Genomic DNA, 26,711 nt, shown 5'->3' on the forward strand with positions numbered 1-26,711 from the left:
CCGCGCACGGCGCGGACGCTCCTGTCGTTGTCAGAGCACGATGATCGCCATGGCGACGACGGAGATGGAGGCGCCGAGCCACGCGACAGCGACGGCGCGTGCGGTGGCGTCGGCCCGTCGGAGTGGCTGCTCGATCATCAGGTGGAGCGCGACTGCCGCGGCGAGCGACGCAGCGACCTTCAGCGCGACGAGCGGCCACCGATCGAGCCCGGTTCGATCGGCCGTCAGGATCAAGATCATCGGCCAGTGCACGACGTACCAGGAGTAGCTGAGCCGCCCGATCGCCACCGTCGGCGCGGTCGCCAGCAGCCGAGTGAGCGGGCCGGGCAGCAACAGCGAAGCCACCAGCACGGCGCTCGCGAGTGACACCGCTGCGTACCCGCCGTGGAGCAGCCACGGGGGGTCGTAGTCGGTCGTCGCAGCGAGCCCGATCACGACCGCGAATGCGCCGACGCCGAGCCACGGGAGCAGCATCCGTGCGCGGTCGAGCAGATCGGGCCGCGCGTGCAGCCCGAGCGCAAGGCCGCACCCGGCGAGCAGTTCGGAGCCACGGGTATCGGTGCCGAATTCGAAGCGGAACTGCGGACCGTCGAGCAACATCTGCGCAGCGACCGAGGCCAACCATCCGGTCGTGACCACGATCGACAGGGTTCGAATGGGGCGAGCGGTGCGCCAGGCGAGCAGCACCGCAACGGTCAAGAGCACGTAGAACTGCTCCTCGACCGCCAGCGACCAGTAGGGCCCGAGCGGCCCGACGATCGTGCGCAGCAACGCCTCCTCGCCGGAGCCGATGACGTGCCAGTTCGTGTACCCGAAGATCCCGGCGGCGGCGTCCGAGGCGGCCATGCCGGGCCAGAACGTCGCCGACAGCACGACGCTCAGCGCAACGACCGTCAACGACACCGGGACGAGCCGCTTCACTCGGCGCACCCAGAATCGTCGGAGGCGGAGCCCGTCGGGACGTGACGATTCGCGGATCAGCAACGTCGTGACCAGGTAGCCCGACAGCGTGAAGAACACCGAGACCCCGAGGAAGCCACCCGGTGCCAGACCGGGCAGCGCCGAGGTCGCCCCGGCGTGATAGAGCACCACGGCGACGACCGCCCAGGCCCGGAGACCGTCGAGCGCTGGCCGATAGGCGATGGTCGTGCCACCCGCCAGGCTCCGGGCATCGGTCGCCGTCATCGACTCGCCGTTTCGTCGTCGGTCTTCGCTTGACCGTCCCGCCCCGCTTCGCCGGCATCGGGTTCGACGTCGCGGTCGAGCAGCGTCGCCCCGGCGACGAGGACGACGCCGAGCAGCGTCGGGGCGTGAAGCCATTCGAAGCGAATCGGCCAGCCGGCGTTGGGGAAGGGACGCTCCGCACGGACGACCCACGCCACGACGACCCCGGCGCCGACGACGAGACCGGCGCCCACCCACCCGACGAGTCGAGTTCGCCCGACAGCGGCGGCCGCCGCCCACACCACCCCGGCGACGAGTCCTGCCGTCCAGTCGACCAGCACCGCCGCGCCGACGGCGGTAGCGACACCGGCACCGATCACACGGCGGCGCCCAGCGTGGCCGCGCTCGTCGGGGAGCGGCCGAGCGATCAGCGGCTCGACGACGGGATCGGTGTCACGACGCCGATCCCGCACGACGAGGCCGAGCACCACCAGCAGACTCACCAGCGTGAGCGCGAACGCGAGGTTCAACGGACGCTGGGCGGTCCAGGTGAGCTCCACGGTACGCGGCGCATCCGACGGCTCGAGCCACCACCCGTTGGCGTTCCCGTCGAGCAGCGTCGGCACGCCGAGACCGACATCATCATCATCGCCGTCACCGGCGTCCAGCGTGGCGCTCCAGGCGTCGTTGTAGCCCTCGCCGAGCACCACCCAGCACCCGTCCGGGCACGGTGGCACTTCGACCGTACGAGCGCGTCGTGATGCCTCGACGAGCACGGTCGACGTCGGATCGATCGCCGACCCCCCGTCGATGTCGACGAGCTCATCGATTCGTTCCGACAGCACGACGCGATCGACGTGGATGCCGGTCGCCGAGCCGGGCGTGCTCTCGATCTGTACGCGTCCGTCCAGTGCGATCGTCGGCTCGCAGACCTCGAGCGGGATCTCGCCACCGGCGAGCAGCTCGGGCGTCGACATCGTGAAGGTGACGCCGATCGGGGTGCCGGCGATCGACAGCAGGTCGTCACGGCAGACCGCGGAGATCGTGTCGGGCGAGGTCACCAACGGCGACACGCCGTCGAAGCGCACCTCGCTGATGGCGGCCGGCAACACGAACGGCTCGGCGAAGCGGCGGTCGATCGTGATCTGCTCGTCGATGCCGATGATCTCGATACCCAGCTGTGCCAGGTCGACGGGGCGGGAGAGTGCGATCGTCGACGCGCCAGGAACGACGGCCACGTCGACGGCGCCAGCGGCATCGGTGAGTCGCAGCGCCGTGATCGGGCTGAACTCACCGACCGGTTGCTCGACGTCGATCGTCGTCGCCGTGCCCGAACCGTTCACCGTCACCGCACTGCCGACCACGTCGACGAACGGCGTCGTCCACGCCGTTGCCGGGTCGCCGTCGAACGCTGCTGAGCCGCGCCGTTCCGGTGACCCGGTGAGGTGGCGGTTGTCGATCACCGGCTCGTCGAGCAGTTGCGCCAGCACCGCTCCGGAGGCCCGGCGGTCGAATCGCATCGTCACGTCGAGGTCCGCCGTGACCGTGCGGGGGAGTTCGACCTCGCGGCGCAACGCCGGTTCGGGATCGCTGCGCCACCGATCGGACGGATCGGTCCGAAGGCGGCTGAACACGAAGGAGACGGGGGTGGTGTCACCGTCGGCATCGAGTCCGTCGATCGGCGGTCTGATCCACTCGACGGTCGGCTCGTGGCCCGTGCCGATCTCGGCGAACCCCACCGCGCCGATCGCGTCGGCTACCGGCGGCTGCGGCGCCGATGTACCGGTGATCTCGATGCGCACGACCCGAGGTGTCGCGTCGGAGGCTGCGCCGGAGGTGTCGAGCTCGATCTGCTGACCGACGCCGGCGAGCGACCGCTCGTCGAGCGCGACGCGTGCCGCCTCGGCGCCGTCGACCGACAGCAGCACCTCGGTGATCGTGCGGGCTCCGGGCACCGGATCGGGCTGTCGGAGCTCGACGTACGGGACGGGTCCCGCCACCGTCACCTCGATGAACTCGCCGATCGCCGATGCCCGATCGGCGACGAGCCAGGCGGTGTCGAGATCGCCGTCGATCGCCATCACCGGCCGGTGCTCGGGCAGATACGCGAACGGCTCGCCATAGGCGCTGGCTCGCGCCGTCACCATGCCACGCTGCACCGACACGGTCTGCGTCGCCGGGTCGGCGGGTTCTTCTCCGAAGACGGGCAATCGTTGGTCGGCGGCCTCGAAACGCAGCACACCGTCGTCGGCCGCACCCGACTCGGTGTAGCCGGCGACGTCCTGGGAGCTGCGCCAATGATGCGCCCGGTCGCGGTTCGAATCGGTCACGATCAATCGCTCGACGGGTCCCGGGGCAGCCTGACCAGACGCGCTGTAGAGCACCGCCTCGGTGCCGTCCAGCAGTCCGGCGGCAGCCGCGTCGATCAAGCCGTCGCCGCTCCCCGACACCACGACGGTGCGGTCTTTCACTCGCACCGTCGGCACCGGATCGGCCACGTCGACGAGCGTGATCGGTGCGATCGGCAGTCCGACCCGAGGGTCGCCGACGGTCGTCGCATCCACGATCGGGATCGACGGCGAGACCACGACGGCATCGCCGAACTCGGTCGCGGACACCAACCCGGACGACGCAGCGACGTCGCCGGTCAGCTGGGATGTGACGATCTCGGGGCGGGCGAGGCCGAAGCGCTCGAAGCTCACATCACCCGACACCCAAACGGTGTCGACACCGAGCAGTCGAGCGACGGCCGCCACAGCGCCAGGCTCCAGCGTCCCCTCCTGGAAGCGGTCATCGAGCGCGAACACGAGGTCCATCGCCGCCGGGCTCCCGAGCGGGAGAAGATCACGGGTGACCAGCGGGCGCTCGGTCAAGCCCGGCAGCGGTTGATCCACGGTGAATCCCCAGTCGAAGGCGCCGAATTCCGTGCCCGGCACCTGCAACACTCGGTAGCCCTCGGGCCGCTCGTCGAGGTTGGCCGCTGCGGCCAGCCAGTGCGCAGGCGGGTCCTGGTCACGCTCGAGCGCCGGATCGACGAAGCCCCCGGTGCGCAGCGCCGGCAGATTGACGACCGCCAGCACCCCGACGAGTCCCGCTGCGACGACCCGCAGGCCTCGTGCCGAGACCCTCGAGCGTGACGGGACGACCGACCCCGCCGCCGACACCAGCGCCGCAGCGCCGATCGCGAGTCCGAGCAGCAGTACCGGTACCGCACGCGTCGAACTGCGCAACGCGAGTGCCAGACCGCTCTCGTTGTCGCCGACGAGCAACGTCATCAGCGGAGACGGATCATCGATGGGATGCACCCCCACGCCGAGCACCGCGCCGGCGGCGACCAACAGGCCGGCGAAGCGTCGGTGCGGAGAGGCGACGAACACGATGCCGGCCAGGCACACGCCCAACAGTACGAACCCGGCGACGATCACACGCAGCGACACCAGGTGATCGATCGATGCGGTCGTCGTCGCGCCGAATGCGTCGCGGATGTAGAACAACCAATAACCCAGGCCTCGGGTGACCTCGGTCGACGTCGAGGTGAACGACACCGACTCGAGCGACTCCGAGTACGAGAGCACATCGGCTCCGTGGCGGCCTTGCACGATCAGCATCGCCATCCACCACAACGACACGCCGAGCGACAGCACACCGACTCTCGCCCCGACGGCGATCGCACGACGCCAGCTGATCGAGCGCTGCCAGGCGGCGTGCACGAGCCAGAGCACCGGTGCCGGGATGATCATCGCCAACGCGGTCGCATTGACGGCGCCGACGGTGAACACGATCAATGCGATGATCGCCGGGAACCGCCATCGGCCACGACGCCCGGCGAGGACCGTGCAGCCCACGATCCAGCCGAGCCCGGCGAACGGCAACAGCAGCACCGACGTGCGCGAGATGTAGGGGAGGATGTACGGCGACAGTTGGTACACCACGGCACCCGCCAGCGCGGCGAGCGGCGAGAAGCCGAGGACCCGACTCATCCATCGCACGCCGAGCCCGGCGGCGAACAGCACGGTGCCGATCCACAGGCGGTGCGCGATCCAATCGGGCACGCCGAGCGTCTCGAACACCCAGTACCAGGGGCCGGTCGGCCACAGATAGGCGATGTGCTGGTGTGGCACCCAGCCGGCGAACTGGCGAGCGTCGAACGTCGTCGTCGTGTCGGCGATGAAGCGACCCGGATCGAGGTACACGTACAGCTTCGAGTCGGTCGGCATCCGACCGGGCGAGGCGGTGAGCGCTGGAAGATAGGCCAGGGCGGCGAGCACGGCCACCGAGAGCGCCGTCTGGTGACGGCGAACCCGAGCAGCGAGCTCGTTCATCGCGCTCGAGGGAGCAACCCGGAGACTCGCTTGACCGCCCCGAGAACCCCCTGCTTCGCGGTGCGGCGATGGTGCGATGCAGCGGCGTCGTCGGTGTCGGCCCGGTTCGCCAGGAACCAGTCGTAGCTCTGGGCAAACATCTCGTCGGTCGACCAGGTCGGCGACCAGTCGAGTCGCTCGGCGAGGTGATCAAGGTCGAACCACATCGACTTCGAGTACATCATCCAGTGATACGGCGCGAACGGCGCGATGCCGAGCCGAGCGCTGAGCGCCATCCCGATCGATGCGGGCCCGGCGGGGAGTGAGCGCACGACGGCGTCGGTGCCGGCATGGCGACACAGCGCTTCGAGCGTCTCACGCATCGTCCCGAACCGGTCGGTGCCGACGTTGAACACGTCGGGATCGGCGGATCCCGCTGCGAGCAGGCACACCTCGGCGAGGTCGTCGCTGTGGACGAACTGGTATCGGTTGGTGCCGTCGCCGAGGACGATCGGGTCCCGGCCGTCCGCGATCCAGTCGAACAAGATTCCGAAGATCCCGAGCCGGCCGTGACCGAGAATCGTGCGCGGCCGCACGATCGACACGTCGAGCCCGTCACGTGCTGCGGCCAGGCAGGCCCACTCGGCGGCCAACTTGGCGTGCCCGTAGGCCTCCATCGGCGACGGCACGGTGGTCGGCAGCACCGGGTTGGCCTTCGGCACCCCGAACACGGCACTCGACGAGGTGTGGACGACCTTCGACACGCCGGCCGCTGCGCTCGCTCGCAACAGGTTGACCGTGCCGTCGACGTTCACCGTGCGCAACAGCGCAGGGTCTTTCGCCAACGGCACCTGGGCGACGTTGTTGAGGACGACGTCGATGCCGTCGATCGCGTCGCGCACGACGGCGCGGTCCCGGACGTCGCCGCGGACGAACTCGACCTCGGCAGGGCGATCGTCGGCGTCGTTGAGATCGAGGACGCGCACATGGTGTCCGTCGGCGTGGAGCCTGGCGACGACGAGCGCTCCGAAGTAGCCGCTGCCGCCGGTGACGAGATATGACGTCACAGCTCGATGCCTTGCTCGACGCACCAGCGGATGCTGCGACGCATTCCTTCGAACAACTCGAACTCGGGCTCGTAGCCGAGGTCGCGGCGAGCGGCGCTGATGTCGACGGCGATCGTCTTGTTCATCTCGCCGAGCACGTGGAACTGCTGGTGGTAGCGGCCACGCGCCTGCAGAACCGTGTCGATCTTCTCCGCGACCGTGCCCGCGAACTCCGGCAGACGGAACCGGTTCGCCTTGACCTCGAAACCCTCGGCGACCAGCGCCCGGCCGACGGTGTCGACGATCTCGCGCACGGTGTACGGCTCGGCGTCGGCGATCCACCAGGCGCACCCCGGCTCGGTCGGCGTCAACTCGGCGAGCAGGATGCCCTGCACCAGATTGTCGATGTAGGTCATCGACCTCCGCTGTCCACCGTCACCCAGGATCGGGAACCGGCCGCTGCGCACCATCGTGAAGAACGTCGTCTGCCGGGCCGGCTGGTGGGGGCCATAGAACCACGGCGGCCGCACGATCACGGCGTCGAGGCCCTCGTCGACAGCACGCAGCACCGCCAACTCGGCGTCCTTCTTCGATCGTCCGTACCCGAGGTAGGGATGGTACGGCTCGTCGTTGCGGAACACGTCGTTGCGAGCCCCGTTGGTGCCGAATGGGCTGTTCGACGACACGTGGACGACGCGACGCGCACCGATCGAGCGTGCAGCGGCGAGGACGTTGCGCGTGCCGAGGTGGTTGACCTCGTCGAACTCCGCCACACCACGGGTGGGGTGGATGACGCCGGCGGTGTGGATCACGTCGACCGAGCCGTCCGACGCGGCCTGATGTCCCGCGAAGGCGTCGCGCACCTGCTGGGGGTCGGTCACGTCGGCGCGGACGATCTGGACGGCGTCGGGCAGGTGCGACACGTCCTCGCCCGGCCGCACGACGCCGAGGATGGTCCCGGAGCGTTGCCAACGGGGCGACTCGACGAGCGCGTGGACGAGGCCGGTGCCCAGCCAGCCAGCTGCGCCGGTCACGATGGTGACGTCGGGGGTCGTCACGACGCGCGCTCGTCGCAGTACCGGCGGGCATTGCGGATCGCGACGGCCATCACCGACGCTTGCGGGTTCACTCCAGGCGCCTCGGGCAGCAGCGACGCGTCGTTGACGAACACGTTGTCGGCACCGCGCACCTTGCCGAAGCTGTCGACGGCGCACAGCGACTCGTCGTCGCCCATCGGGGCCGTCGAGCACAGGTGCACCGTCATCACACTCGCCTTCATCGCCGCGAACGCCTCGGTCATCGCTGCCAGATCGGCACGGGTACGCACGAGCGGAGCCTCCTTGAACGACGGGTAGACCTCGAGCGCTCCGGCTTCGAGCATCACGAGCGCGAGACGAGCGAGGCCCTGGCCGAGCAACTGGCGATCACGCCGAGTGAGCCGATAGGTCACGACCGGATCGCGCAGGCCGGGCACCGCCTGGACCCAGCCACGGCCTTCGCTCGTGATCGCCGCGTAGTAGACGGCCAGTTCCGGCCACGAGGTGACCGCCGAGCCGAAGTCGCGCCAGTTGTCGGTCAACGCGAGCGCCACGAGTCCCGGATGGCTGGCCGAGCCGCCGAAGGAGATGTTCGGAGCGAACTCCTTGACCTGGATGACCGAGACGTCGGACGGTGTGTTGACCGCGCTGTCGAAGCGCGCCGCCAGCTTGACGGTGGGGTGGACCGCCAGCGTCCGCCCGACACGGTGACGGAAACCTGCGCGCTGCAGGATCGCCGGCGTCTGGATCGCTCCGCCACACACGATCACGTCACGGAACGACACGGTCACGGTGCCACCCTGAGGTGCGAGCGACGTGAGCTCGGCGCCGGTCGCCCGCGCCCCCGCCCGGCTGATCCGCTCGAGTCGGTGCTCGCACAGCACTCGAGCGCCAGCGGCGATCGCCCGTGGCAGGTACGTGCGGGTCATGCTCTGGCGCTGCCCGTCGGTCGCGTCCCCGCCCTCCGGATAGGTCATCCAACGGGGGATCTCGTCGTTCTGCCAGCCGAGGCGGTCGGCGCCTCGACGGAGGATGTCGCTCGCCGCGGTGTGTCGCCCCGGCACGGTCTGCACGGCGAGCGCCGCTTCGACTTCCTCGCAGATCGACAGCAGGTCGTCGCTGTCGAAGTCGGCGATCCGGTAGCGGTCGCGCCATCGGGCGAGCGTTTCTTCGGGCGGGCGTCGGTAGAGCCCGCTGTTGACCTCGGTCCCACCGCCTGCGCAGCGTCCTTCGGTGTAGGCGATCGACGGAAGACCGAGCGCGACGGTGACCCCGCCCGACCGGTACTGACGGTCCATCTGTTCCAGCGAGAACGGAGTGACCTCGCCTTGGTCGACCCACGGCCCTTCTTCGACGACGAGCACATCGTGGCCAGCTTCGGCGAGCGTTGCTGCCGTGGTCGCGCCACCGGCGCCCGACCCGATGATCAAGACGTCGCAATCGTGGTGCGTCGTCATGCTGCGGCGCCGTCCACGGCCGTGGACGGCCAGGTCTCCCAGATGAAGGCGTAGCCCAGCGACCGGACCAGCCTGGGGTACTCGCTCACGAGCGGCAGCGGTAGACGCAGCACCAGACGTCCGATGCGGTCGATGCCGACGGCTCGCGCGATCGCGTCGACCGACGCAGCGATCACACGAACCCCGAACCGGGTGAACGACGGCAGGACAGCGACACGACGCTCGACGAACGCGACCACCTCGCGACGGCGATCCTCCGGCAACTCAGGAAGGTCGACGCCCAGCAGCCAGTCGGCGAACCGGCCGACCGCAGTGGGCGGAGCGCAAGGGTGCACCGGGGCGGACATGACCCCGAGATGCTACCGACCAGGGTCGATCCCGTGGCGACTTGTCGACGCCTCGTTCGCTCAGGCCGTCACACAGCAGTCGCGGCCGCGGTGCTTGGCTCCGTACAGGGCAGCGTCGGCGTCGTCGATCACCGACTGGACGTCACGACGGTCACCCACCGCGATTCCGGCGCTGGCGCGGACCTGCAGACCCTGGGAGGTCGAGCCCCAGTCCTGTTCGGCGATCAGACGTCGAACCGTCGTCGCAAAGTCCAACGCTCTCGACACCTCCGCATCGACGAAGACCGCGGCGAACTCGTCGCCCCCCAGTCGAGCGATGATGCCCTCGCCGTTCGACGCCGCCCGAAGCACGTCCCCGACGGTCCGCAAGACAGCGTCTCCGACCGAATGGCCGTGTTGATCGTTGACCGACTTGAAGTCGTCGATGTCGAGCAAGACCACGGCAACCGTGCCGTCGTCCTGCGTCAACTCCTCGACTCTCGCGTCGAAGAACCGCCGCGAGCCCACGCTCGTGAGGGCGTCGACCTCGACCTGCTGCGCGAGGTCGCTGGCTCGTCGTTGGAGTAGGAATTGCTGCTTTTCGAGTTCGGCGCGCTGCGAGATCTGGATCGCCAACCGGCCGACCTGATCGACGTGCCACGCTCGGACCACGTCAGCGACGGTCGTCGCGTCGTCGAGTGCCCCGTGCATGTCGCCGAGCGCCGCCCGGACGCGGCTGCGGAGCCGGTACGCGCGAACCACTCGATGGTCGTCACCGACGCGCTGGAGCACCGGAAGGGCCTGGTCGACGAGTGCTCGCGCCGACGGGGCGTCGCCGCGAGCGTGCGCCTCGTTCGCGAGGACGAGGCGGAACCACGCCTGCAGCCGCGGCGCGCCGGATTCCACGTGGCCGTCGTCGAGTTCTCGCAACCCGAGCCGATCGGGATGTTCGAGATGATCGATCTCTGCTGCCATCCCCGGTCCGAGCATGTGCCGAGCGACGGGATTGGAGTCGTGGTGCAGTTTGGCCACCGCGCGGTGTGCGCCGGTGGTCGGGAGTTGGACCCCGGCGTGGCGGGCCTCGACGACGATGTAGCAGTGGGTGTAGGAGATCGCGACGTCGGTGGGGGAGGGCTGCTCACCGTTGATGTCGGCTGCGAGGTTCGAGTAGTAGAACGCGTGATCGAACGCCGAGAGTTGGGCGAACAAGACGGCGACGGCGTTCGCCGCTCGGGCCGCAACGGTCGAGCGGGTCGCGGTGTCGACCAACACCATGGCGTTCACCGCGAAGTCGATCGCCGACTCCAAGTCGCCGGTCCGATGACGCATCGCGCCGGCGACGGCAGCTGCCAGCGCCGCTTCGTCGGTTCGGCCGCTGCGCAAGAGCAGGTCGAAGGCCTCGGCACTGTCTCGCGCCGGACCCATTGGGTCGGCTTCGCCTTGGCGGACGATCGCCCGGCTGAGCAGCAACGAACCGCGGACACCCTCGTCGGTCTGTCCGATCATCTCCTCGTCGATACGCGCCACGACGTCGCGCTGATCAGCGAGCGCGGCGGCTTCTTGTGCCGTCGAGAAGACGCTCGTCACGGTCATCGGCCGAGCCGTCCCGCATCATGTGGTCGAGGGAATCTCACCAGTCAGAAGGATCGGTCCGTTCGCGCCCGGACTTGACAGACGGTGTGAATGATCTGGAATTCGTCAAGCCCAGGCACGGACGCTCGCGACGAGATGCCCGAGCCGGTCACTCGTGATCGACGTAGGCGCGGCGGCGACGACGGAAACTCACCGCGTCGGCGAGCGCCCACTTGGTGACCAGCAGAAACGCCTCGCCGACGATGTTGCCGCTCATCTTCGAGGCGCCCGCAACTCGGTCGCGGAACGTGATCGGCACCTCGACGATGCTGCAGCCTGCCACGACCGCCCGATACGTCATCTCGATCTGGAAGCCGTAGCCCTCCGCCGAGATCGCATCGAGGTCGATGCGGCGCAGCGTCTCGGCCCGATAGACGCGAAACCCCGCCGTCGCGTCGTTGATCGCGAGGCCGAGCGCAACGGCGGCGTAGCGGTTTCCCCATCGAGACAGCCACGTACGCCGACGCGGCCAACCGACGACGGACCCGCCGGGAATGTATCGCGAGCCGATCACGACGTCGATGCCTCGGCGCGCCAGATCGAGCATGGTCGGTACGACCGACGGATCGTGGGACAAGTCGGCGTCGAGTTGGACGACGGCGTCGTAGCCGTCGGCGAGCGCGAGTCGGAATGCGTGGACATACGCATCGCCGAGCCCACGCTTCTCCTCACGTTCGACGAGGCGCACACCGGGGTAGCCACGAACGATCGCTCGCGTGTCGTCGCTCGACGCGTCGTCGATCACCAGCACATCGACGTCGGGAACGTGAGCGGCGAGCCCATCGAGGAGTGCTGCGATGTTGGCCGCTTCGTTGTGGGTCGGGACGACGGCCAACGTGCGCATCGACGTGCTCACGGGATCGCGCCGAACACCGCGTAGAGGCCGGTCAAGCCGGTGAGCCCGGCTCCACACATCACGAGGGTGAAGTCCCAACCACTGCGATCCCAACTCGCCCGGTGGTGGTCGGGATCGTCCGACGGATCCGGCCACCACGCCGCAACGGCGATGAACAGCGGGAACGCGGTGAACACGAATCTCGGTCGAGCGGTCACGGTCTCGGGAATCAGCATCAACGCGATGACGACCGCGCTGTACGCGATCCAGGGGAGTGGCAGCCGTCGTTTCCAGGCACACCAACACATGCCGCCCAGCGCCACCAACGACAACGCGGTCAACGCACCCGCAGGCGACTCGAAGGGATCGGTGATGAAGGTGAACGTGTTCCTGATCGCCGTGGTCCCGAAGCTCGTGCCTTCAGCCCACGCTTCGCGCTGCACGCGGAACCAGGCTCGAGATTCGCCCGCGGTGTCGTCGACGTAGAGCTGGAATCCGATGAACCCGATCGGTGCCAGCAGCACCGAGATCAGCGACGACCATTGGCGCCTGGTCCGGATGGCGATCGCTGCTGCCACCACGCAGGCGGCGACCACCGCGATGCCGTTGGGCCGCGTCGCGGTCGCGAGCGCCGCGGCGAGGCCGGCGAGCAACCACTGTTCGTCGACGAGCAGGAGCAGGCAGGCGGCGGCGAACACGATGAGCAAGGCTTCGGAGTACGCGAACGACAGGACGAACGAGCCGGGGAAGAACGAGAAGATCACCATCGAGCGAGCAGCGACCGAGATCGAGAACACGCGGCGGGCCATCATGCCCACCATCACGACCGCGAGGCCACCCAGCACGAAGTTGAGGAACAACGCGGCGAACGTGTCGCCGCCGGGCAGGAAGGTGTCGATGACTCGCACCGCGCCGGGATACATCGGGAAGAACGCCGCGCGGGCTTCGAGATCGTCGTAGGTGACCGATGGAGGGATCTCGGTGGGGTACCACTCGCGCACCAACTCGAGGTACCAGCGTCCATCCCACGACGTGAGCACGCTGGTGATGAGACTGACTGCGCCCTCTTCGGGTTCGTTGTCGGCACGTGCATCGATCGTCAGCTGCGAGGCGCGGACCGCCGCCCCGACGAGCACGCACAGCCGCGACACCACGTAGGCAGCGAGGCCCACCCCGACCGCTCGACGCCAGCGGTCGTCGTCGCCAGGCGCAGTGTCCAACGTCTCGGTGTCGACCACGGTCATCAGCGCGGAACCATAGTGGCTCGACCGTCGCTCCCCGCTGTCTCCTCGACTGTCCGTAAGCCGACCCTCGGGCCTATCGTCTCGACGAGTGACCTCACCGGCGATGCGACCCGACTGGCGCGAGCGCCCCGATCCGCGCCGCCTCGGCCCTGGTCACGCTCGTTTCGACGAGATCCTGCAGCGTCACGACGCGTCGTGTGCAGCTCAGCTGCCCACGTACTCCGATCCGGTCAGCGGGTTCAGCGTCTTCACCGCCGAGTTCCTCGCCAAGCGCGGCTACTGCTGTGAGTCCGGCTGTCGCCATTGCCCGTACCAGTTCTGAACTGACCGGCGCATTGCATCGCCTGCGCTACCGTCGGCGGCCATGAGTGATCGTGACCTGGTGAAGCAGCTGCGTGTCGACGGCGACCTCGACCTCGACGACCACGACCCCGAGGAGTCGTTCGGCTGGGAACGCGAGGAGGCCGAGGCGTGGTTCGCCGAGGAGATGGAGGCCCTCGTCGAGCTCCAGAAGCGGCTCTTCGCCGACAAGTCCGCCTCCCTGCTCGTCGTCTTGCAGGCCATGGACGCCGCCGGCAAGGACAGCACGATCCGTGCGGTGCTGAGCGGCCTGAATCCGGCGGGCGTGCGGATCTATCCGTTCGGTGTGCCGACGGAGGAAGAGCGCGGGCACGACTTCTTGTGGCGGCTCCATCACCACACGCCCGAAGACGGCTACATCTCGGTGTTCAACCGGTCGCACTACGAAGACGTCCTCGTCGTGCGGGTCAAGGAGCTCGCGCCGGAGAAGGTCTGGAAGAAGCGCTACGACCACATCCGCAACTTCGAGCAGATGCTCGTCGACGAGGGCACCCACATCGTGAAGGTGTTCTTGAACGTCTCCAAAGACGAGCAGCGCAAGCGCTTCGAGGAGCGACTGGAGCGCCCCGACAAGCGGTGGAAGTTCCGAGCGGGCGACCTCGACGATCGCAAGCTGTGGGATGACTACATGGATGCCTACACCGACGCGCTGGAGAAGACCTCGACCGACGATGCCCCGTGGTACGTCGTCCCCGCCGATCGGAAGTGGGCGCGCAACGTGTGTATCGCTCGCATCCTGCGCCATCATCTGGAACGAATCGACCCGCAGTACCCCGAGCCCGAGGCTGGTCTCGACGACATCGTGATCGAGTGAACGTTTCACGTACGTGAACTCGCACGGCAATCACCCGGCGAGCGCTTGACGATTTGTACAATCGCAACCCATGACGGTGGCAGTTCCCTCCACGCTGGCCGATGCGGTCGCTCTCCTCGCGGACGACCCGGCAGCCATGCTGCTCGGCGGCGGCACCGATGCCATGGTCGAGATCAACGACGGTCATCGACGTCCGGGTGACTCGGTGATTGCATTGAACCGGGTCGCCGAGTTGCGCAGCTGGCGCCACGACGTCGAAGCGGGCACGGTCACCATCGGTGCCGGTGTGACCTACACCGAGATGATGCAGCCGCCCCTCGCCGAGCTACTCCCGGCGCTCGCCGAGGCGGCACGCACCGTCGGTTCACCTCAGATCCGCAACGCCGGCACCCTCGGCGGCAACCTCGGGACCTGTTCACCGGCCGGTGACGGTCTCCCGGTGCTGGCCGCCCTCGACGCGCGGGTCCGACTGGTCTCGGCCGGCGGTGAGCGCACGCTGCCGGTCGGCGAGTTCATGGTCGGTGTCAAGCGGACGGCGATCGGACCCGGCGAAGTCATCGCCGACATCACGATGCCCGTCGCGGCCGGTTGGCAGGGCTACGCCAAGGTCGGCATCCGCAACGCCATGGTCATCGCAGTGGCGAGCGCATGTCTGGCCGTCGACGTCGAGCGGCGTCGGATTGCCGTGGCGCTCGGTTCGGTCGGCCCCACCATCGTGCGCTGCACCGACGCCGAGCACCTGCTGGCCGAGGCGATCGACTGGTCGTCGCTCACCGTCGATGCCGCCACCATCGCTCGATTCGGCGACCTCGTCAGCGCGACGAGCCGACCGATCACCGATCATCGAGCCACTGCCGACTATCGCCGACACGCCGTCGGCATCCTGGCGCGCCGTCTGGCACGGCGAGCGATCGAGATCGAAGGAGCTGCAGCATGAGCAACGAACTCTTCACCCTGAGGGTCAACGGCCGCGACCACGACGTGGCCGACTCGTGGCTGGGCGAGAGCCTCCTCGACGTCCTGCGCGATCGGATCGGCCTGATGGGCGCGAAGGGTGCGTGCACGCAGGGCGAATGTGGATCATGCAGCGTGATGGTCGACGGCGAGTTGGTGTGTTCCTGCCTCGTCATGGCCGCAACGGCGACGGGCCAGGAGATCGTCACGATCGAAGGCATCGCCCCGGTCGGAGCACCCAGCGACGTGCAGCAGGCGTTCGTCGACGCCGGGGCGGTCCAGTGTGGTTTCTGCACCCCGGGCCTCGTGATGGCGGTCCACGATCTCCTCGATCGAGTCGACACGCCGACCGACACCGAGATCCGAGAAGAACTGTCCGGCAACCTGTGCCGGTGCACCGGCTACGGCCGGATCCTCGACGCCGTCCAGCGCGTCGCCGTCTCCCGCTCGTCGCAGGTCCGGTCATGAGCATCGTCGAGCACGTCTCCACCTCGACGGCGATCCGGCCGGGCACGATCGGTGATTCACCGGTTCGCGCCGACGGTATCCCCAAGGTGCAGGGCACCTACGAGTTCTCGTCCGACCTGTCGGCCGACGGCTGCCTGTTCGGCGCCACGTTGCGCTCCCCGCATCCTCACGCTCGCATCGTGTCGATCGACCTCGCCGCCGCCTGGAAGATCAGCGGAGTGGAAGCGATCATCACCGCAGACGACGTGCCGGGCAAGCTCACCTACGGACTGATCAGCCAAGACCAACCCGTGTTCGCGGCCGATGTGGTGCGCTATGTCGGTGAGCCGATCGCGGCGGTGGCGGCTGCCGACCCCGACACCGCACGACGTGCGTTGCGCGCCATCGAGGTCGTCTACGAGGTGCTGCCACCGCTGCTCGATCCCGAAGTGGCGATCTCCGGCGACGTCGACCCGATCCACCCCGACGGCAACGTCATCCGGCATCAGCGCATCGTGCACGGCGATGTCGACGCGGTCGGCGAGGTGGTCGTCGAAGGCACCTATGAGATCGGCATGCAGGATCAGGCCTTCCTCGGTCTCGAAGCGGCGATCGCGTTCCCCGACCCCGGTGGCGACGGGGTCGAACTCCACGTCGCCACCCAGTGGTTGCACGAAGACCAGACGCAGATCGCCGCGTGTCTTGACATGCCCGAGGAGAAGGTCCGGCTGGTGCTGGGCGGCGTCGGCGGTGCGTTCGGCGCACGCGAAGACATCAGCTTGCAGGTGCACACCTGTCTGCTCGCTCTGCGGTTGAGCCGACCGGTGCGCATGGCCTACAGCCGTGGCGAGAGTTTCCTGGGGCACGTCCACCGTCACCCGGCGACGATCTGGATGCGCCACCACGCCGACGCCGACGGACGCCTCGTCAAGGTCGAAGCCCGGTTCGTGTTCGACGGCGGCGCCTACGCGTCGACATCGTCGGCGGTGCTCGCCAACGGCATCACCATGGCGCAGGGACCGTACGCCTGCCCCAACGGGCTGATCGACGGTTATGCCGTGCGCACCAACCATCTCCCGTGCGGAGCGATGCGCGGCTTCGGAGCCGTGCAGGCCTGCTTCGCGTACGAGTCCCAGATGGATCGACTCGCCGACGCGTGCGGACTCGACCCGGTCGCGATTCGACTCCGCAACGCCATGCGTACCGGCGACACCTTGCTGACCGGCCAGCCCGTGTTGAACGTCGCACCGGTCGAGGAGTGCATCCGCGAAACGGCCGCATTGCCGCTTCCCGACGAGCCCGTCGGCGGGCACGATTTGGCCGACGGCTCGATCGACGCGATGAAGCTGCCCGGTGGCGCCGGTCGCACCGCCGATGCGGTCGACGTCGTTCGGGGCATCGGGTGGGGTGTCTCCATCAAGAACCTCATGTACTCCGAGGCGTTCGACGACTACTCGACGGCACGATGCCACCTCGCCGACGGGGTCGCCACGCTCAAGTTCGCCACCGCCGAAGTCGGCCAGGGCTTCGTCACGATCGCCGCGCAGATCGCCCGCACCGTGCTCGGCGTCGACGACGTCGTGCTCGACCAGATCGACACCCAGATCGGCTCCGCCGGATCCACTTCGGCCTCGCGCCAGACGTGGATGAGCGGGGGAGCGGTCGATGCTGCGTGTCGCGCCGTGCGCGAGCGACTGTTCGAAGCGGTCGGCGCCGCTCACGGCATCGAGCCGATCCGCCTGATGATCGACGGGACCGACGTCGTCGACACAGCCGGCGATCTCCGCATCCCCGTTGCGGTGGCGACCGCTGGCCTGGAACTCGACGAGGAGGTCGAGTACCGGCATCCTCCGACCGAGGACCTCGACGAGAACGGCCAGGGCAACTGTCACACGGCGTTCGCGTTCGTGGCACATCGTGCCGTCGTCGACGTCGACCCCGAACTCGGCCTCGTCAAGGTCGTACAGATCGCGACAGCGCAAGACGTCGGCAACGCACTCAACCCGCTGTCGGTGATCGGGCAGATCGAAGGCGGCATCGCACAGGGGCTCGGCCTCGCCGTGATGGAGGAGATCATCCAGATCGACGGCGTGATCCGCAACGGCAACTTCACCGACTACCTGCTCCCGACGTTCCTCGACATGCCACCGGTCGTCGCGACGCTCATCGAACAACCCGACCCGCACGCGCCGCTCGGCGCGAAGGGCGTCGGGGAGCCGCCGTGCATCAGCTCGACGCCGGCCGTCGTCGCAGCGATCCGCGACGCACTCCGCCAGGCAGGTGTCGAACGACCCCTGGACCGCGTGCCGGTCCGGCCCTCCGACATCTGTCTCTGACGCCCGGTCAGCGTGTAGGTTCGACCGCCATGTCAGAAGTGCGCGAAATCATGACCTGGGACATGTTCGGCCAAGCCACACGCGACCTGTCGCAGATGGTCGCCGACGACGGCTACGAGCCCGACATGATCCTCGCGATCGCCCGAGGCGGATTGCTTCCCGGTGGAGCGATGGGTTACGCGCTCTCGGTCAAGAACGTCTACACGATGAACGTCGAGTTCTACACCGGTATCGACGAGCGGCTCGACGTCCCGCGGATCCTTCCGCCCGCTCCCGACTTCGTCGATTTGTCGAACGGCAAGATCCTGATCGTCGATGATGTCGCCGACACCGGCAACACGCTCAAGTCGGTCGAGGAGTTCTGCGACGGCAAGGTCGGCGAAGTGCGTACCGCGGTGCTGTACGAGAAGTCGCATTCGATCGTGAAGTGCGACTACATCTGGAAGCGCACCGACGAATGGATCAACTTTCCGTGGAGCGACAAGCCCCCGATCGCCACCCGCGACGGCTTCGTTCCCGAAGCCTGAGGTCCGACGCGCCGCTCAGCGACCGAACGCGACCTGCTGAGCGGCTCGCAAACGCTCCTGGAGCTTGGCGGGCGGCACGATTCCCTGCAGCTTGCCGTCTTTCCACACGGTGACGATCGGCCGGATCGGGTTGATCCGTGACAGGACGCTCGACAGGTCGTCGTCAGGGTCGGCTTGGGCCGTCTGGTTGAACGGCACCATCAAGCTGTTGAGCATGACCATCGCGCGCTGTTCGACCGGAATCGCCCACAGCGACTCTTCGAGCACGACGCCGTCGAGTTGTCCGTCGCCGTTGGAGTCGAGTGCCACGGCACCCGCTTCGCCGAGACGAGACCGGTTCCAGATCATCGAGTCTGCGTCGACGTCGTCGCCGGCATGGGCCACGCCGAACCACGTGAGGTCGCGCACCTTGATGCCGTCGAACTGCTCACTGATGTAGCTGCCGATGATCTCGGCCTTCGCGTTCATCGCGATGAACACGCCGGTGATCGCGATGAACACGCCCGGCAGTCCGTAGAGCATCATCGCCAGGCCGATGATCGTCATGCTCCAGCCGAGCACGCGGCCCGCATTGCCGGCGTCACGGCTCGCTCGGAACCGATTGCCGGTCTTGGCCCAACGGACGGCGCGAACGACGCGGCCACCGTCGAGCGGTGCCCCCGGCAACATGTTGAACACGGCGAGCGCCAGATTGACCACGCCGATCCAGCCGACGACCAGCGACGACGTCACGATGGCGACGCCGATCATGACGGCACCGATCAGCAAGCTGACCAGCGGGCCGGCCACGGCGATGAACCCGTCAGCGCGCGGTGTCGGCGGCTCGCGGTCGAGGCGAGCGACACCACCGAGCGCCCACAGGTCGATCGATTCGGTCTCGACGCCGTACCGGCGGCCGACGAAGGCGTGCCCGAGTTCGTGCGCAAGGATCGACACGAAGAAGGCAACGACCGCCGCGAGACCGGGGACGAGTCCGAAACTCGCAGCGAGGTTGACGCCGAACAGCGCAGCGACCAGCGCCATCGACCAGTGCGCACGAATGGGGATGCCCCCGATACGACCGAGATGAAGAGAACCAGTGGGCATGTTCACTCCAACCGTAGATCCCGACGGAGCATTCCACTGCGCGCTGCGCGGGGTTTCGGCGGTCTCACCGTGTCTGCAGCACCACCGACGCGCAGTTGCGCCCGCTCGCTCCCCACACGCCCGCACCGGGGAACGTCGCGGCGCCGGTGAGGAACAACCCGTCGACAGCAGTCTGGTACTTCGTGAGTTCCGGGTTGGCGTTGCGCAACGCTGCCAGCGGTCCGCCTCCGAAGCTCGTCGCGTGACCAGCCGGCAGGTGGAAGTCGCGTTCGTAACGATCAGGGGTCATCGCTCGCCAGTCGACGATCGACTCCACGAGACCGGGCTCACAGCGCTGTGCGAACGCCTCCAGCCAGCGACGTGGTTCCGGCGAGTCGGCCCAGCCGCCGGTGAGGCCGTACGGGGTGAACAACGCTTCGATGCTCAGCACGTGACGACCCGGCGGCGCCATCGTCGGATCGAGCACGGTTGGCGCGTTCACGAGCAACGCCGGACGCTCCAGGACCTCTCCGAGACCCATCAACTCGTAGGCCCGATGGATCGAGCCGAGATCAGGGGCGATGACGGTCGTCGGTCCCAACGAGCGTTCGTCGTCGAGGAGTCGAGGCTCCCGATCGAGCACGAGGTCGAGCTTCGACTCGTAGCCGTCGGCATGGGGGATCGATCTCCATCGATCGAGGAGCCGCTGTGCACTGCGGGGCGGATGGCGCAGCCACCGCAGGAACGTGTCGTGGGGGTTGCAGGCCGACACGACGACCGGCGCGGAGATCTGCGTCCCGTCGGTGAGCGTCACACCGCTCACCGACTCGCCACTGCAACGGATCTCGGTCACGGGTGACGAGACCCGCACCTCGCCTCCATGCGCGACGAACGACGACAGCAGCGCGTCGGGAACCGCTCCGCTCCCGCCGACCGGACGGCCGACGGTCGCCACATGACGCATCGCATGCGTGAGCGCACCGAGGCCGGTGCCGTCGAACTCGGGCGAGATGCCCCACACCATCGGACCGGTGACGGCACCGGGACCCAGGATCGCGTCGGTGTGGAAGAACGACCGCAGCACGTCCGCCGCGCTCCGCCGGCTCCAGCGCAGCAGGGTCGGCGCGCCAGCCAGGCGTCGCCGCAGCGCCAGCGTCGTCAGCGATCGCAGCGTCGGCGGCTCAGCGGCCGCCTCGAAGATCATGCGAATGGCGGGGGAGGCCGCGGTCACGTACCGCCGATAGTTGTCGACCTCGCCCGGGTGCACGGCGGCGAGTTCGTCGAGGGTCACATCGAGGTCGTGATACGCGGTCCACGTCCGCCCGCCCGCTCCATCGCTCCAGCTGGCGTTGTGTTGCGAAGCGTCGAGGTCCTGGTAGACGAGGCCGTGCGACGCCAGGTCGAGTTCGGTCATGACCGGCGTCGTGCGGAATGTGAGGTGGTCGCAGTTGCAGATGTTGACCGTCGCTCCGGCGAACCCCTCCGACGCTGCGGTGCCGCCCACCGTGTCGCGTGCTTCGAGCAGCAGTGTGCGCATCCCACCCCGAGCGAGGTAGGCCGCTGTGACGAGACCGTTGTGCCCGGCCCCGATCACCACGGCGTCGTAGTCGTCGCCAGCTGTCGTCATCGCGGCCATTCTCACACCGAAGGTGGGCAACGCGCTGGATCGACTGCCGTATCGTGGCGGCGTGTCGCCTCCCTCCGATCAAGCCATCACCTCGCGCCGCCTCGACGAACTACGCGCGCCGGACATGGCGCAGTGCGTCACCGCCGACTCGATCATCGTCCAGCCCCTCGGCGCGGTCGAACAACACGGGCCGCACCTGCCGTTCAACACCGACCTGCTGATCGCCGACCGCGTCGCCGATGCCGCCGTACGCAGTGTTGGCGCCGATCTCGACGTGTGGCTGCTCCCGCCCCTGGCCTACACCAAGTCCAACGAACACGCGTGGTCGTCGGGCACGATCTGGCTGTCGGCGACCACCTTGCTCGCCGTTCTCGACGACATCGGCCGGTGCATCGCCACGACCGGTGCGCGCAAGCTGGTCTTCCTCAATGGGCACGGCGGCAACTCGGCGCTCGTCGGGGTCGCGAACCGCGAGATCCGCCTCGCGCACGGGCTGATGACGTTCCTCGCGCATCCCGGCGTCCCGCCCGATCAGGGAGGCGAGTCGGCAGCCTCCGAGCTCGGCATGGGGATCCACGGGGGAGCGGACGAAACCTCGTTGATGCTGCATCTCGCACCAGAGTTGGTCGACATGTCGGTGGCGACTCGCAACGTCCCGGAGTCGCTCACGACCTTCGATCAGGTTCGCTTCGGCGGCAAGGTCGGATTCGGCTGGTTGTCCGACGACTTCGGCCCCGACGGCCACATCGGCGATCCGACCGGAGCCTCCGCCGACCGCGGCGCGGAGATCTTCGGCGCCGCCGTCAGTGCGTTCAGCGACGCGCTGGCCGAGATCGCTCGATTCGAACTCCCGATCACAGCGAACGATCGGGGCGAACGAAATCGTTCGTGACGATGTCGGTGACCGCCACCTCCGCGCCGTCGGCCGCGAGCGCCGTGAGGAACGAGTCGACGCGTGCCGTGTCGACGCTCGCAACTGCGCCGTCCGCTCCGTTCGCGAACACGCCGGCAGCCACCCCGTCGGCCACGGCACGATCGAGGATGTCGACGCTCAACCTCGACAGCGGATCGAAAGCGGCGCGCATTTCGATCATGGTGGCGTTGATCGGGGTGGAATCCTCGACGTACGCGACGATCGCGTCCTGGACGATCGGAACGAGGCGTCCGAGGCACGCGGAGAGCGTCGCTATGTCGGCGCGGCGCACGACCAGGTGGTCGTCGTAGCCGACCCAGCCGGCGTCGGACGCGGTCGAGAACGCGATCTCCTGCCCCCACTGCGGCAGCGCCGGGTAAAGCGCCGGATCGACGAGCACATCGCCTTGTTGCGCACTGGCCCCCGCCTCGGCGACGAAGCGAGCGGGTTCGCCGAAGAACCCGTCGACGAGCTGATCGGTGTCGACGATGCCCTGATCGACGAGGTACTCGATGAACGGATCGGCGGTTTGGTGACGGATCTCCACGTCGAGGGCACCCAGGTCGGCGATCGACGATGCCGTCGGGTACGTCGCTGGATCCCACATGATCATCCGGTGGCTGCGGTCGGTCAGCGCGGCCACCGACACGCTCTCGACCGATGCGGGCTCCGCTTCCGCAAGCCCCCGGAGCAGCTGCTCGGTCGAGGCCTGGGCGATCAGCAGCGTCGGGTCGGATGCGAGCAGATCGAGCGGTCGGCGGAAGTCGACGACCGGGCCGCCGACACGGATGTCGAGTTCGACCCCGTCCTCGATCGTCCCGTCCGGGCGGACGAGTGTGGCCGTGGCGCGACCGGTGGACGGGTCGACGGCAGCATCCGGGCCGAGCAGCGCGATCAGCGGCCCATGCTCGACCGACGGGAGGTCGTCGAGCTGGATCGAGATGACGCTCGGGCACACCTCGCTCAGCGGCCCGTCGGCGAACGTCGGTCGTTCGGGAGCGGTCGTGGCGACCTGCACGAAGTCGGCAGGAGCGGTCGTGGTCGGGCGGGCGGCATCGTCACCGTCCACCACCACGTCATCGCCACCTCCGGAGCACGCTGCGAGCATCCCAGCCAGAGCGAGCAGGGCGCAGCGCCTGCGGCCAGTCGTCGTCGGATTCACGAGCACGGCAGCAGTGTAGGAACAGCCACTGCAGCGAATCGGTCACCTGCGTAGGCTTCGTCGATGCCGATTTCGTTCGACCTGGTGACCATCGACTCGCCGGCGACCGACGAACTCGCCCGGTTCTGGGCGGCAGCGCTCGACCTGATCGAAACCGAGCGAGAAGACGTCGACCGCTGGATCGTGCTCAGCTCCGCCGATGGCGTACGACGAATCGGCATCCAACGCGGCGTGACACGACCGGGGTCGCTTCACCTCGATGTGGCCTGCACCCCAGACGAGTTCGACGTCGAGTGGGCGCGTCTGATCTCGCTGGGAGCGCGTTCTCTCGGCGACGCTCGTCACGAGTCGTACGGCTCGATCGTGAACCTGGTCGACCCGGACGGGAACCCTTTCGATCTCTGCGCGTACGTGGACCAGCTGCCGTACTCTCACGACGATGCCTGACGCCGCTCAACTCCTCACCTCCGCAACGCTGTCGACGGGCGAGATCGCCGACGTCCTCATCGCAGCCGACGGCACGATCGCTGGCGTCGGCTCCGACCTCGACGCCCGCAGCGGTCCCGCAGTCACTCGCGTCGATCTCTCGGGCCGAGTGCTCCTGGCGGCCGCCGTCGAACCTCATGCTCACCTCGACAAGGCGTTTCTCGCCGAAGTCGTCACGAACCCGACCGGCGATCTGATCGGGGCCATCGACGCAATGCGTTCAAGCCGCCACCTTCTCGCCGTCGACGAGACGATCGAACGAGCCGAGCGGGCGGCACGCCTGATGGCGTCCAACGGATATCGGGCGGTACGCACCCACGCCGACGTCACCGCCGAGCACGGACTTCGCTCGATCGAAGCGCTCACCGAGGTCCGGCGGCGTGTGAGCGACCTGATCGACGTCGAGATCGTCGCGCTCTGCGGCTGGCCGGTCAGCGGCATGGCCGGTGCCGACCATCGGGCGCTGCTGCGGGCGGCGATCGACGGGGGCGCCGACCTGGTGGGCGGGTGTCCGCACCTCGAGGTGATCGACGACTCGGGCACGATCGAGGCGGCGACCGACGAGTTGCTGCAGATCGCCGTCGACCTCGGCCGCGGGGTCGACCTCCACACCGACGAGACGCTCGACCCGTCGTCGAACGGACTGGATGTTCTGGCCGCCCGGGTGATGTCCGGCTTCGATCTTCCCGCAACCGCCAGCCACTGCGTGAGCCTCGGTCAACGGACGGTCGACGCGCAGCAAGAGACCGCCGAGCGCGTCGCTGCAGCTGGCATCCACGTGATCGCACTCCCGCACACCAACTTGTTCCTCCAGGGGCGCGGCACCGCCCCGATGCCGCGAGCGTTGACCGCCGTCGACGCACTCCGTCGCGCCGGGGTCAACGTGGCCGCCGGCGCCGACAATCTGCAGGATCCGTTCAATCCGGTCGGTCGTGCGTGCGCGTTCGAAACCGCGGGGCTGATGATCATGACGAGCCACCTGCTGCCCGAAAATGCCTGGGCGTCGGTGTCGACGAACTCCGCGATGGCGCTCGGCCTGGACGTCGGCGACATCACGAACGCAGCGTCGACCGGTGGGCTGGGTATCGGCGCACCGGCCGACCTGCTCGCCGTGCCGGCGGGCAGCGTTCGCGAGGCCATTGCCATGGGCCCCACCGATCGATGGGTGTGGCGGGCTGGCCGACGGCGCCTCGTCGAAACGTGATGTTCACAGCCGCGGGACGGAGCCGGGGCAATGGCAGGGCTATAGTCAGCCGCGCATGACCTCCGTCGATCAACATGCTGCGCCCCTGGGCGACATCGGAGCTGCGAGCCTGGAGTTCGACGGTTTGTCGATGGTCTTTCCCGACGGCACGCACGCCATCGACGACGTGTCCTTCTCGGTACGCCCGGGGGAGTTCACCACCGTCGTCGGTCCGTCCGGATGCGGCAAGTCGACACTCCTGCGCATCGCGTCAGGTCTGGAAACCGGCTACACGGGCGGGTGTCGGGTCGATCGCGACTCGATCGGCTACGTCTTCCAGGACCCGACCCTGTTGCCGTGGCGGACCGTGCAACGCAATGTCGAACTCAACGCCGAACTGCACGGCATCGACAAAGCCGAACGGGCCCGCCGGGCTGCGAAAGCGATCGAGTTGGTCAACCTCGTCGGCCACGAGGCCAAATACCCGAAGCAGCTGTCGGGCGGCATGAAGATGCGTTGCTCGCTGGCGCGTTCACTCGTGTTGAACCCGAGCGTGTTCCTCTTCGACGAACCCTTCGGGGCGCTCGACGAGATCACCCGCGAGTTCCTGAACGACGAGTTGCTGCGCCTGTTCGCTGCCGAGCGGTTCGCAGCGCTGTTCATCACCCACTCGATCGCCGAAGCCGTGTTCTTGAGCACGCGAGTCCTCGTGATGTCGACCCGCCCCGGCCGCATCATCGGCGACTATGCGGTGCCGTTCGGCACCGACCGTCCGCACGACCTGCGATTCGAGGCCGAGTTCGCCGAACTGTGCGGGCAGATCAACGACGACTTGAAGGATGCGCACCAATGACCACCTTCGACGACGACATCGACGCCTCGAGCGCTCTGCCACAAGCTGCGGTGGCGGCACCGGCGTCTTCGCCTCCGACGGCCCCGCTCACCCCGCCGGGCACCCAGCGTCGCCGCGGCGACGGGTTCATCGGGCGTTTCCTCCCTCCGGTCATCATGTTCGCCCTGTTCTTGGGCGTCTGGTACCTGTACTCCACGCTCGCGTTCGAGCAGGCGTTCCAGCGTCGCAATGCCCTGCCGTATCCTCACGAGGTCATCCAGGACGGTTTCCTCCCGTTCTGGGACGAACGCCAGGGCACTCGCGAGATCCTCGGCTACATGTGGCCGACCGTGAAGGTCACCCTGCTCGGCCTCGGCATCTCGATCGTCGTCGGCGTGCTCATCGCCGTCGTGATGAACATGTCGAAGTACTTCGAGCGGGCGATCTTCCCCTACGCGGTCGTGGCGCAGACGATTCCGATCCTCGCGATCACGCCGCTGCTGACACAGGTCTTCGGCGACCGCCTCGGTGTTCGCCTCGCCGTGGTCTTCCTGATCGCCGTGTTCCCGATCATCACCAACACGCTGTTCGGCCTGCAGTCGACCGACCGACTGCACCACGACCTGTTCACGTTGAACAAGACCAGTCGACTCACCCGGTTGTGGAAGCTCGAACTCCCCAGCGCCATTCCGGCGCTGATGACCGGAATCCGTATCGCTTCCGGCCTCGCCGTGATCGGCGCGATCGTCGCCGACTTCTTCTTCAACCAGGGCGACAAGGGCATCGGATTCTTCATTCGCGTCCGCCAACAGGCGGCCGCTGATCGCCCCGACATGCTCGCAGGCACCATCACCGCATCGCTGTTCGGTGTGGTCATGTTCCTGATCGTCGGAGCGATCACCACTCGTGCCATCCGTGACTGGCACGACTCGGCCGGCAAGGGCTGAACCTCAGCCCCGGACG

General features: G+C 68.1%; 23 protein-coding genes. 11 read left to right on the plus strand and 12 right to left on the minus strand.

Annotated features, from left to right (window positions below):
* Positions 1–30: 30 nt before the first annotated feature.
* The 9 genes from ACE37B_RS01010 to ACE37B_RS01050 all read right to left on the minus strand — a co-directional run bounded on the left by ACE37B_RS01010 (position 31) and on the right by ACE37B_RS01050 (position 13,042).
* Positions 31–1,185, minus strand: a complete 1,155-nt coding sequence (locus tag ACE37B_RS01010) for an acyltransferase family protein (protein ID WP_409921427.1) — start codon at positions 1,183–1,185, stop codon at positions 31–33.
* Entirely contained in the window at positions 1,182–5,486 is a 4,305-nt protein-coding gene (locus tag ACE37B_RS01015) for an alpha-(1->3)-arabinofuranosyltransferase family protein (RefSeq protein ID WP_409921428.1), read from the minus strand. Before ACE37B_RS01015 ends, ACE37B_RS01010 begins: the two co-directional genes overlap by 4 nt.
* Positions 5,483–6,532 carry an NAD-dependent epimerase/dehydratase family protein gene (locus tag ACE37B_RS01020; RefSeq protein ID WP_409921429.1) on the minus strand — a complete coding sequence of 350 codons (1,050 nt, stop codon included), beginning with the start codon at positions 6,530–6,532 and terminating at the stop codon, positions 5,483–5,485. The genes ACE37B_RS01015 and ACE37B_RS01020 overlap by 4 nt, the downstream gene beginning before the upstream one ends.
* Positions 6,529–7,569 (minus strand): NAD-dependent epimerase/dehydratase family protein, encoded by a 1,041-nt coding sequence (locus ACE37B_RS01025; protein ID WP_409921430.1) that lies wholly within the window; start codon positions 7,567–7,569, stop codon positions 6,529–6,531. The genes ACE37B_RS01020 and ACE37B_RS01025 overlap by 4 nt, the downstream gene beginning before the upstream one ends.
* On the minus strand, positions 7,566–9,005 hold the full coding sequence (locus tag ACE37B_RS01030; RefSeq protein ID WP_409921431.1) for an FAD-dependent oxidoreductase: 1,440 nt from the start codon (positions 9,003–9,005) through the stop codon (positions 7,566–7,568). Before ACE37B_RS01030 ends, ACE37B_RS01025 begins: the two co-directional genes overlap by 4 nt.
* Complete coding sequence (locus ACE37B_RS01035) at positions 9,002–9,352, minus strand: hypothetical protein (RefSeq protein WP_409921432.1); 351 nt, start codon at positions 9,350–9,352, stop codon at positions 9,002–9,004. Before ACE37B_RS01035 ends, ACE37B_RS01030 begins: the two co-directional genes overlap by 4 nt.
* Positions 9,353–9,412: 60 nt before the next feature.
* On the minus strand, positions 9,413–10,924 hold the full coding sequence (locus ACE37B_RS01040) for a GGDEF domain-containing protein (protein ID WP_409921433.1): 1,512 nt from the start codon (positions 10,922–10,924) through the stop codon (positions 9,413–9,415).
* A 148-nt stretch (positions 10,925–11,072) separates the two neighbouring features.
* Complete coding sequence (locus ACE37B_RS01045; RefSeq protein ID WP_409921434.1) at positions 11,073–11,819, minus strand: polyprenol monophosphomannose synthase; 747 nt, start codon at positions 11,817–11,819, stop codon at positions 11,073–11,075.
* Positions 11,816–13,042: a glycosyltransferase family 39 protein gene (locus ACE37B_RS01050; protein WP_409921435.1), complete on the minus strand. Its 1,227-nt coding sequence runs from the start codon at positions 13,040–13,042 to the stop codon at positions 11,816–11,818. The genes ACE37B_RS01045 and ACE37B_RS01050 overlap by 4 nt, the downstream gene beginning before the upstream one ends.
* Before the next feature lie 88 nt (positions 13,043–13,130).
* Here ACE37B_RS01050 and ACE37B_RS01055 point away from each other — a divergent pair, with 88 nt between their 5' ends.
* The 6 genes from ACE37B_RS01055 (at position 13,131) to ACE37B_RS01080 (ending at position 18,480) form a co-directional block, all read left to right on the plus strand.
* Entirely contained in the window at positions 13,131–13,364 is a 234-nt protein-coding gene (locus tag ACE37B_RS01055) for a DUF5522 domain-containing protein (RefSeq protein WP_409921436.1), read from the plus strand.
* Between the two features lie 42 nt (positions 13,365–13,406).
* Positions 13,407–14,216: a PPK2 family polyphosphate kinase gene (locus ACE37B_RS01060; RefSeq protein WP_409921437.1), complete on the plus strand. Its 810-nt coding sequence runs from the start codon at positions 13,407–13,409 to the stop codon at positions 14,214–14,216.
* Between the two features lie 70 nt (positions 14,217–14,286).
* Positions 14,287–15,153 carry an FAD binding domain-containing protein gene (locus ACE37B_RS01065; protein ID WP_409921438.1) on the plus strand — a complete coding sequence of 289 codons (867 nt, stop codon included), beginning with the start codon at positions 14,287–14,289 and terminating at the stop codon, positions 15,151–15,153.
* Positions 15,150–15,638: a (2Fe-2S)-binding protein gene (locus ACE37B_RS01070; RefSeq protein ID WP_409921439.1), complete on the plus strand. Its 489-nt coding sequence runs from the start codon at positions 15,150–15,152 to the stop codon at positions 15,636–15,638. Before ACE37B_RS01065 ends, ACE37B_RS01070 begins: the two co-directional genes overlap by 4 nt.
* Positions 15,635–17,953 carry a xanthine dehydrogenase subunit D gene (gene pucD / locus ACE37B_RS01075; protein ID WP_409921440.1) on the plus strand — a complete coding sequence of 773 codons (2,319 nt, stop codon included), beginning with the start codon at positions 15,635–15,637 and terminating at the stop codon, positions 17,951–17,953. The genes ACE37B_RS01070 and pucD overlap by 4 nt, the downstream gene beginning before the upstream one ends.
* A 29-nt stretch (positions 17,954–17,982) precedes the next feature.
* Positions 17,983–18,480, plus strand: a complete 498-nt coding sequence (locus ACE37B_RS01080) for a phosphoribosyltransferase (RefSeq protein WP_409921441.1) — start codon at positions 17,983–17,985, stop codon at positions 18,478–18,480.
* Between the two features lie 15 nt (positions 18,481–18,495).
* Here the strand turns inward: ACE37B_RS01080 and ACE37B_RS01085 are convergent, their stop codons facing one another.
* Positions 18,496–19,566 carry a site-2 protease family protein gene (locus ACE37B_RS01085; RefSeq protein ID WP_409921442.1) on the minus strand — a complete coding sequence of 357 codons (1,071 nt, stop codon included), beginning with the start codon at positions 19,564–19,566 and terminating at the stop codon, positions 18,496–18,498.
* Positions 19,567–19,630: 64 nt separating this feature from the next.
* Entirely contained in the window at positions 19,631–21,172 is a 1,542-nt protein-coding gene (locus tag ACE37B_RS01090) for a phytoene desaturase family protein (protein WP_409921443.1), read from the minus strand.
* A gap of 61 nt (positions 21,173–21,233) precedes the next feature.
* Here ACE37B_RS01090 and ACE37B_RS01095 point away from each other — a divergent pair, with 61 nt between their 5' ends.
* Positions 21,234–22,064, plus strand: coding sequence for a creatininase family protein (locus ACE37B_RS01095; RefSeq protein WP_409921444.1), 831 nt, complete (start codon positions 21,234–21,236; stop codon positions 22,062–22,064).
* On the opposite strand, the gene ACE37B_RS01100 is transcribed toward ACE37B_RS01095, so the two are convergent.
* Positions 22,027–23,253 carry a hypothetical protein gene (locus tag ACE37B_RS01100; protein ID WP_409921445.1) on the minus strand — a complete coding sequence of 409 codons (1,227 nt, stop codon included), beginning with the start codon at positions 23,251–23,253 and terminating at the stop codon, positions 22,027–22,029. The genes ACE37B_RS01095 and ACE37B_RS01100 overlap by 38 nt on opposite strands.
* Positions 23,254–23,310: 57 nt before the next feature.
* Here ACE37B_RS01100 and ACE37B_RS01105 point away from each other — a divergent pair, with 57 nt between their 5' ends.
* The 4 genes from ACE37B_RS01105 to ACE37B_RS01120 are packed head-to-tail and all read left to right on the plus strand — an operon-like array spanning position 23,311 to position 26,695.
* Complete coding sequence (locus ACE37B_RS01105) at positions 23,311–23,694, plus strand: VOC family protein (protein ID WP_409921446.1); 384 nt, start codon at positions 23,311–23,313, stop codon at positions 23,692–23,694.
* The gene (locus tag ACE37B_RS01110) at positions 23,687–24,937 is read left to right on the plus strand and encodes an amidohydrolase family protein (RefSeq protein WP_409921447.1); all 1,251 of its coding nucleotides are present in this window, start codon (positions 23,687–23,689) and stop codon (positions 24,935–24,937) included. The genes ACE37B_RS01105 and ACE37B_RS01110 overlap by 8 nt, the downstream gene beginning before the upstream one ends.
* A 55-nt stretch (positions 24,938–24,992) precedes the next feature.
* Positions 24,993–25,769: an ABC transporter ATP-binding protein gene (locus tag ACE37B_RS01115; RefSeq protein WP_409921448.1), complete on the plus strand. Its 777-nt coding sequence runs from the start codon at positions 24,993–24,995 to the stop codon at positions 25,767–25,769.
* Complete coding sequence (locus ACE37B_RS01120; RefSeq protein WP_409921449.1) at positions 25,766–26,695, plus strand: ABC transporter permease; 930 nt, start codon at positions 25,766–25,768, stop codon at positions 26,693–26,695. The genes ACE37B_RS01115 and ACE37B_RS01120 overlap by 4 nt, the downstream gene beginning before the upstream one ends.
* Positions 26,696–26,711: the final 16 nt, after the last annotated feature.

Source organism: Ilumatobacter sp. (assembly GCF_046290335.1).
In the GTDB taxonomy this organism is placed as follows: Bacteria; Actinomycetota; Acidimicrobiia; order Acidimicrobiales; family Ilumatobacteraceae; genus Ilumatobacter_A.

Excerpts from the sequence above, each read along its gene's own strand:
- ACE37B_RS01090 (WP_409921443.1), bottom strand. The coding sequence starts at position 21,172 with ATGACGACAGCTGGCGACGACTACGACGCCGTGGTGATCGGGGCCGGG.
- ACE37B_RS01110 (WP_409921447.1), top strand. The coding sequence starts at position 23,687 with ATGCCTGACGCCGCTCAACTCCTCACCTCCGCAACGCTGTCGACGGGC.
- ACE37B_RS01120 (WP_409921449.1), top strand. The coding sequence starts at position 25,766 with ATGACCACCTTCGACGACGACATCGACGCCTCGAGCGCTCTGCCACAA.
- ACE37B_RS01060 (WP_409921437.1), top strand. The coding sequence starts at position 13,407 with ATGAGTGATCGTGACCTGGTGAAGCAGCTGCGTGTCGACGGCGACCTC.
- ACE37B_RS01015 (WP_409921428.1), bottom strand. The coding sequence starts at position 5,486 with ATGAACGAGCTCGCTGCTCGGGTTCGCCGTCACCAGACGGCGCTCTCG.
- ACE37B_RS01105 (WP_409921446.1), top strand. The coding sequence starts at position 23,311 with ATGCCGATTTCGTTCGACCTGGTGACCATCGACTCGCCGGCGACCGAC.
- ACE37B_RS01080 (WP_409921441.1), top strand. The coding sequence starts at position 17,983 with ATGTCAGAAGTGCGCGAAATCATGACCTGGGACATGTTCGGCCAAGCC.
- ACE37B_RS01030 (WP_409921431.1), bottom strand. The coding sequence starts at position 9,005 with ATGACGACGCACCACGATTGCGACGTCTTGATCATCGGGTCGGGCGCC.
- ACE37B_RS01040 (WP_409921433.1), bottom strand. The coding sequence starts at position 10,924 with ATGACCGTGACGAGCGTCTTCTCGACGGCACAAGAAGCCGCCGCGCTC.
- ACE37B_RS01085 (WP_409921442.1), bottom strand. The coding sequence starts at position 19,566 with ATGCCCACTGGTTCTCTTCATCTCGGTCGTATCGGGGGCATCCCCATT.
- ACE37B_RS01065 (WP_409921438.1), top strand. The coding sequence starts at position 14,287 with ATGACGGTGGCAGTTCCCTCCACGCTGGCCGATGCGGTCGCTCTCCTC.
- ACE37B_RS01115 (WP_409921448.1), top strand. The coding sequence starts at position 24,993 with ATGACCTCCGTCGATCAACATGCTGCGCCCCTGGGCGACATCGGAGCT.
- ACE37B_RS01035 (WP_409921432.1), bottom strand. The coding sequence starts at position 9,352 with ATGTCCGCCCCGGTGCACCCTTGCGCTCCGCCCACTGCGGTCGGCCGG.
- ACE37B_RS01070 (WP_409921439.1), top strand. The coding sequence starts at position 15,150 with ATGAGCAACGAACTCTTCACCCTGAGGGTCAACGGCCGCGACCACGAC.
- ACE37B_RS01050 (WP_409921435.1), bottom strand. The coding sequence starts at position 13,042 with ATGACCGTGGTCGACACCGAGACGTTGGACACTGCGCCTGGCGACGAC.
- ACE37B_RS01010 (WP_409921427.1), bottom strand. The coding sequence starts at position 1,185 with ATGACGGCGACCGATGCCCGGAGCCTGGCGGGTGGCACGACCATCGCC.
- pucD (WP_409921440.1), top strand. The coding sequence starts at position 15,635 with ATGAGCATCGTCGAGCACGTCTCCACCTCGACGGCGATCCGGCCGGGC.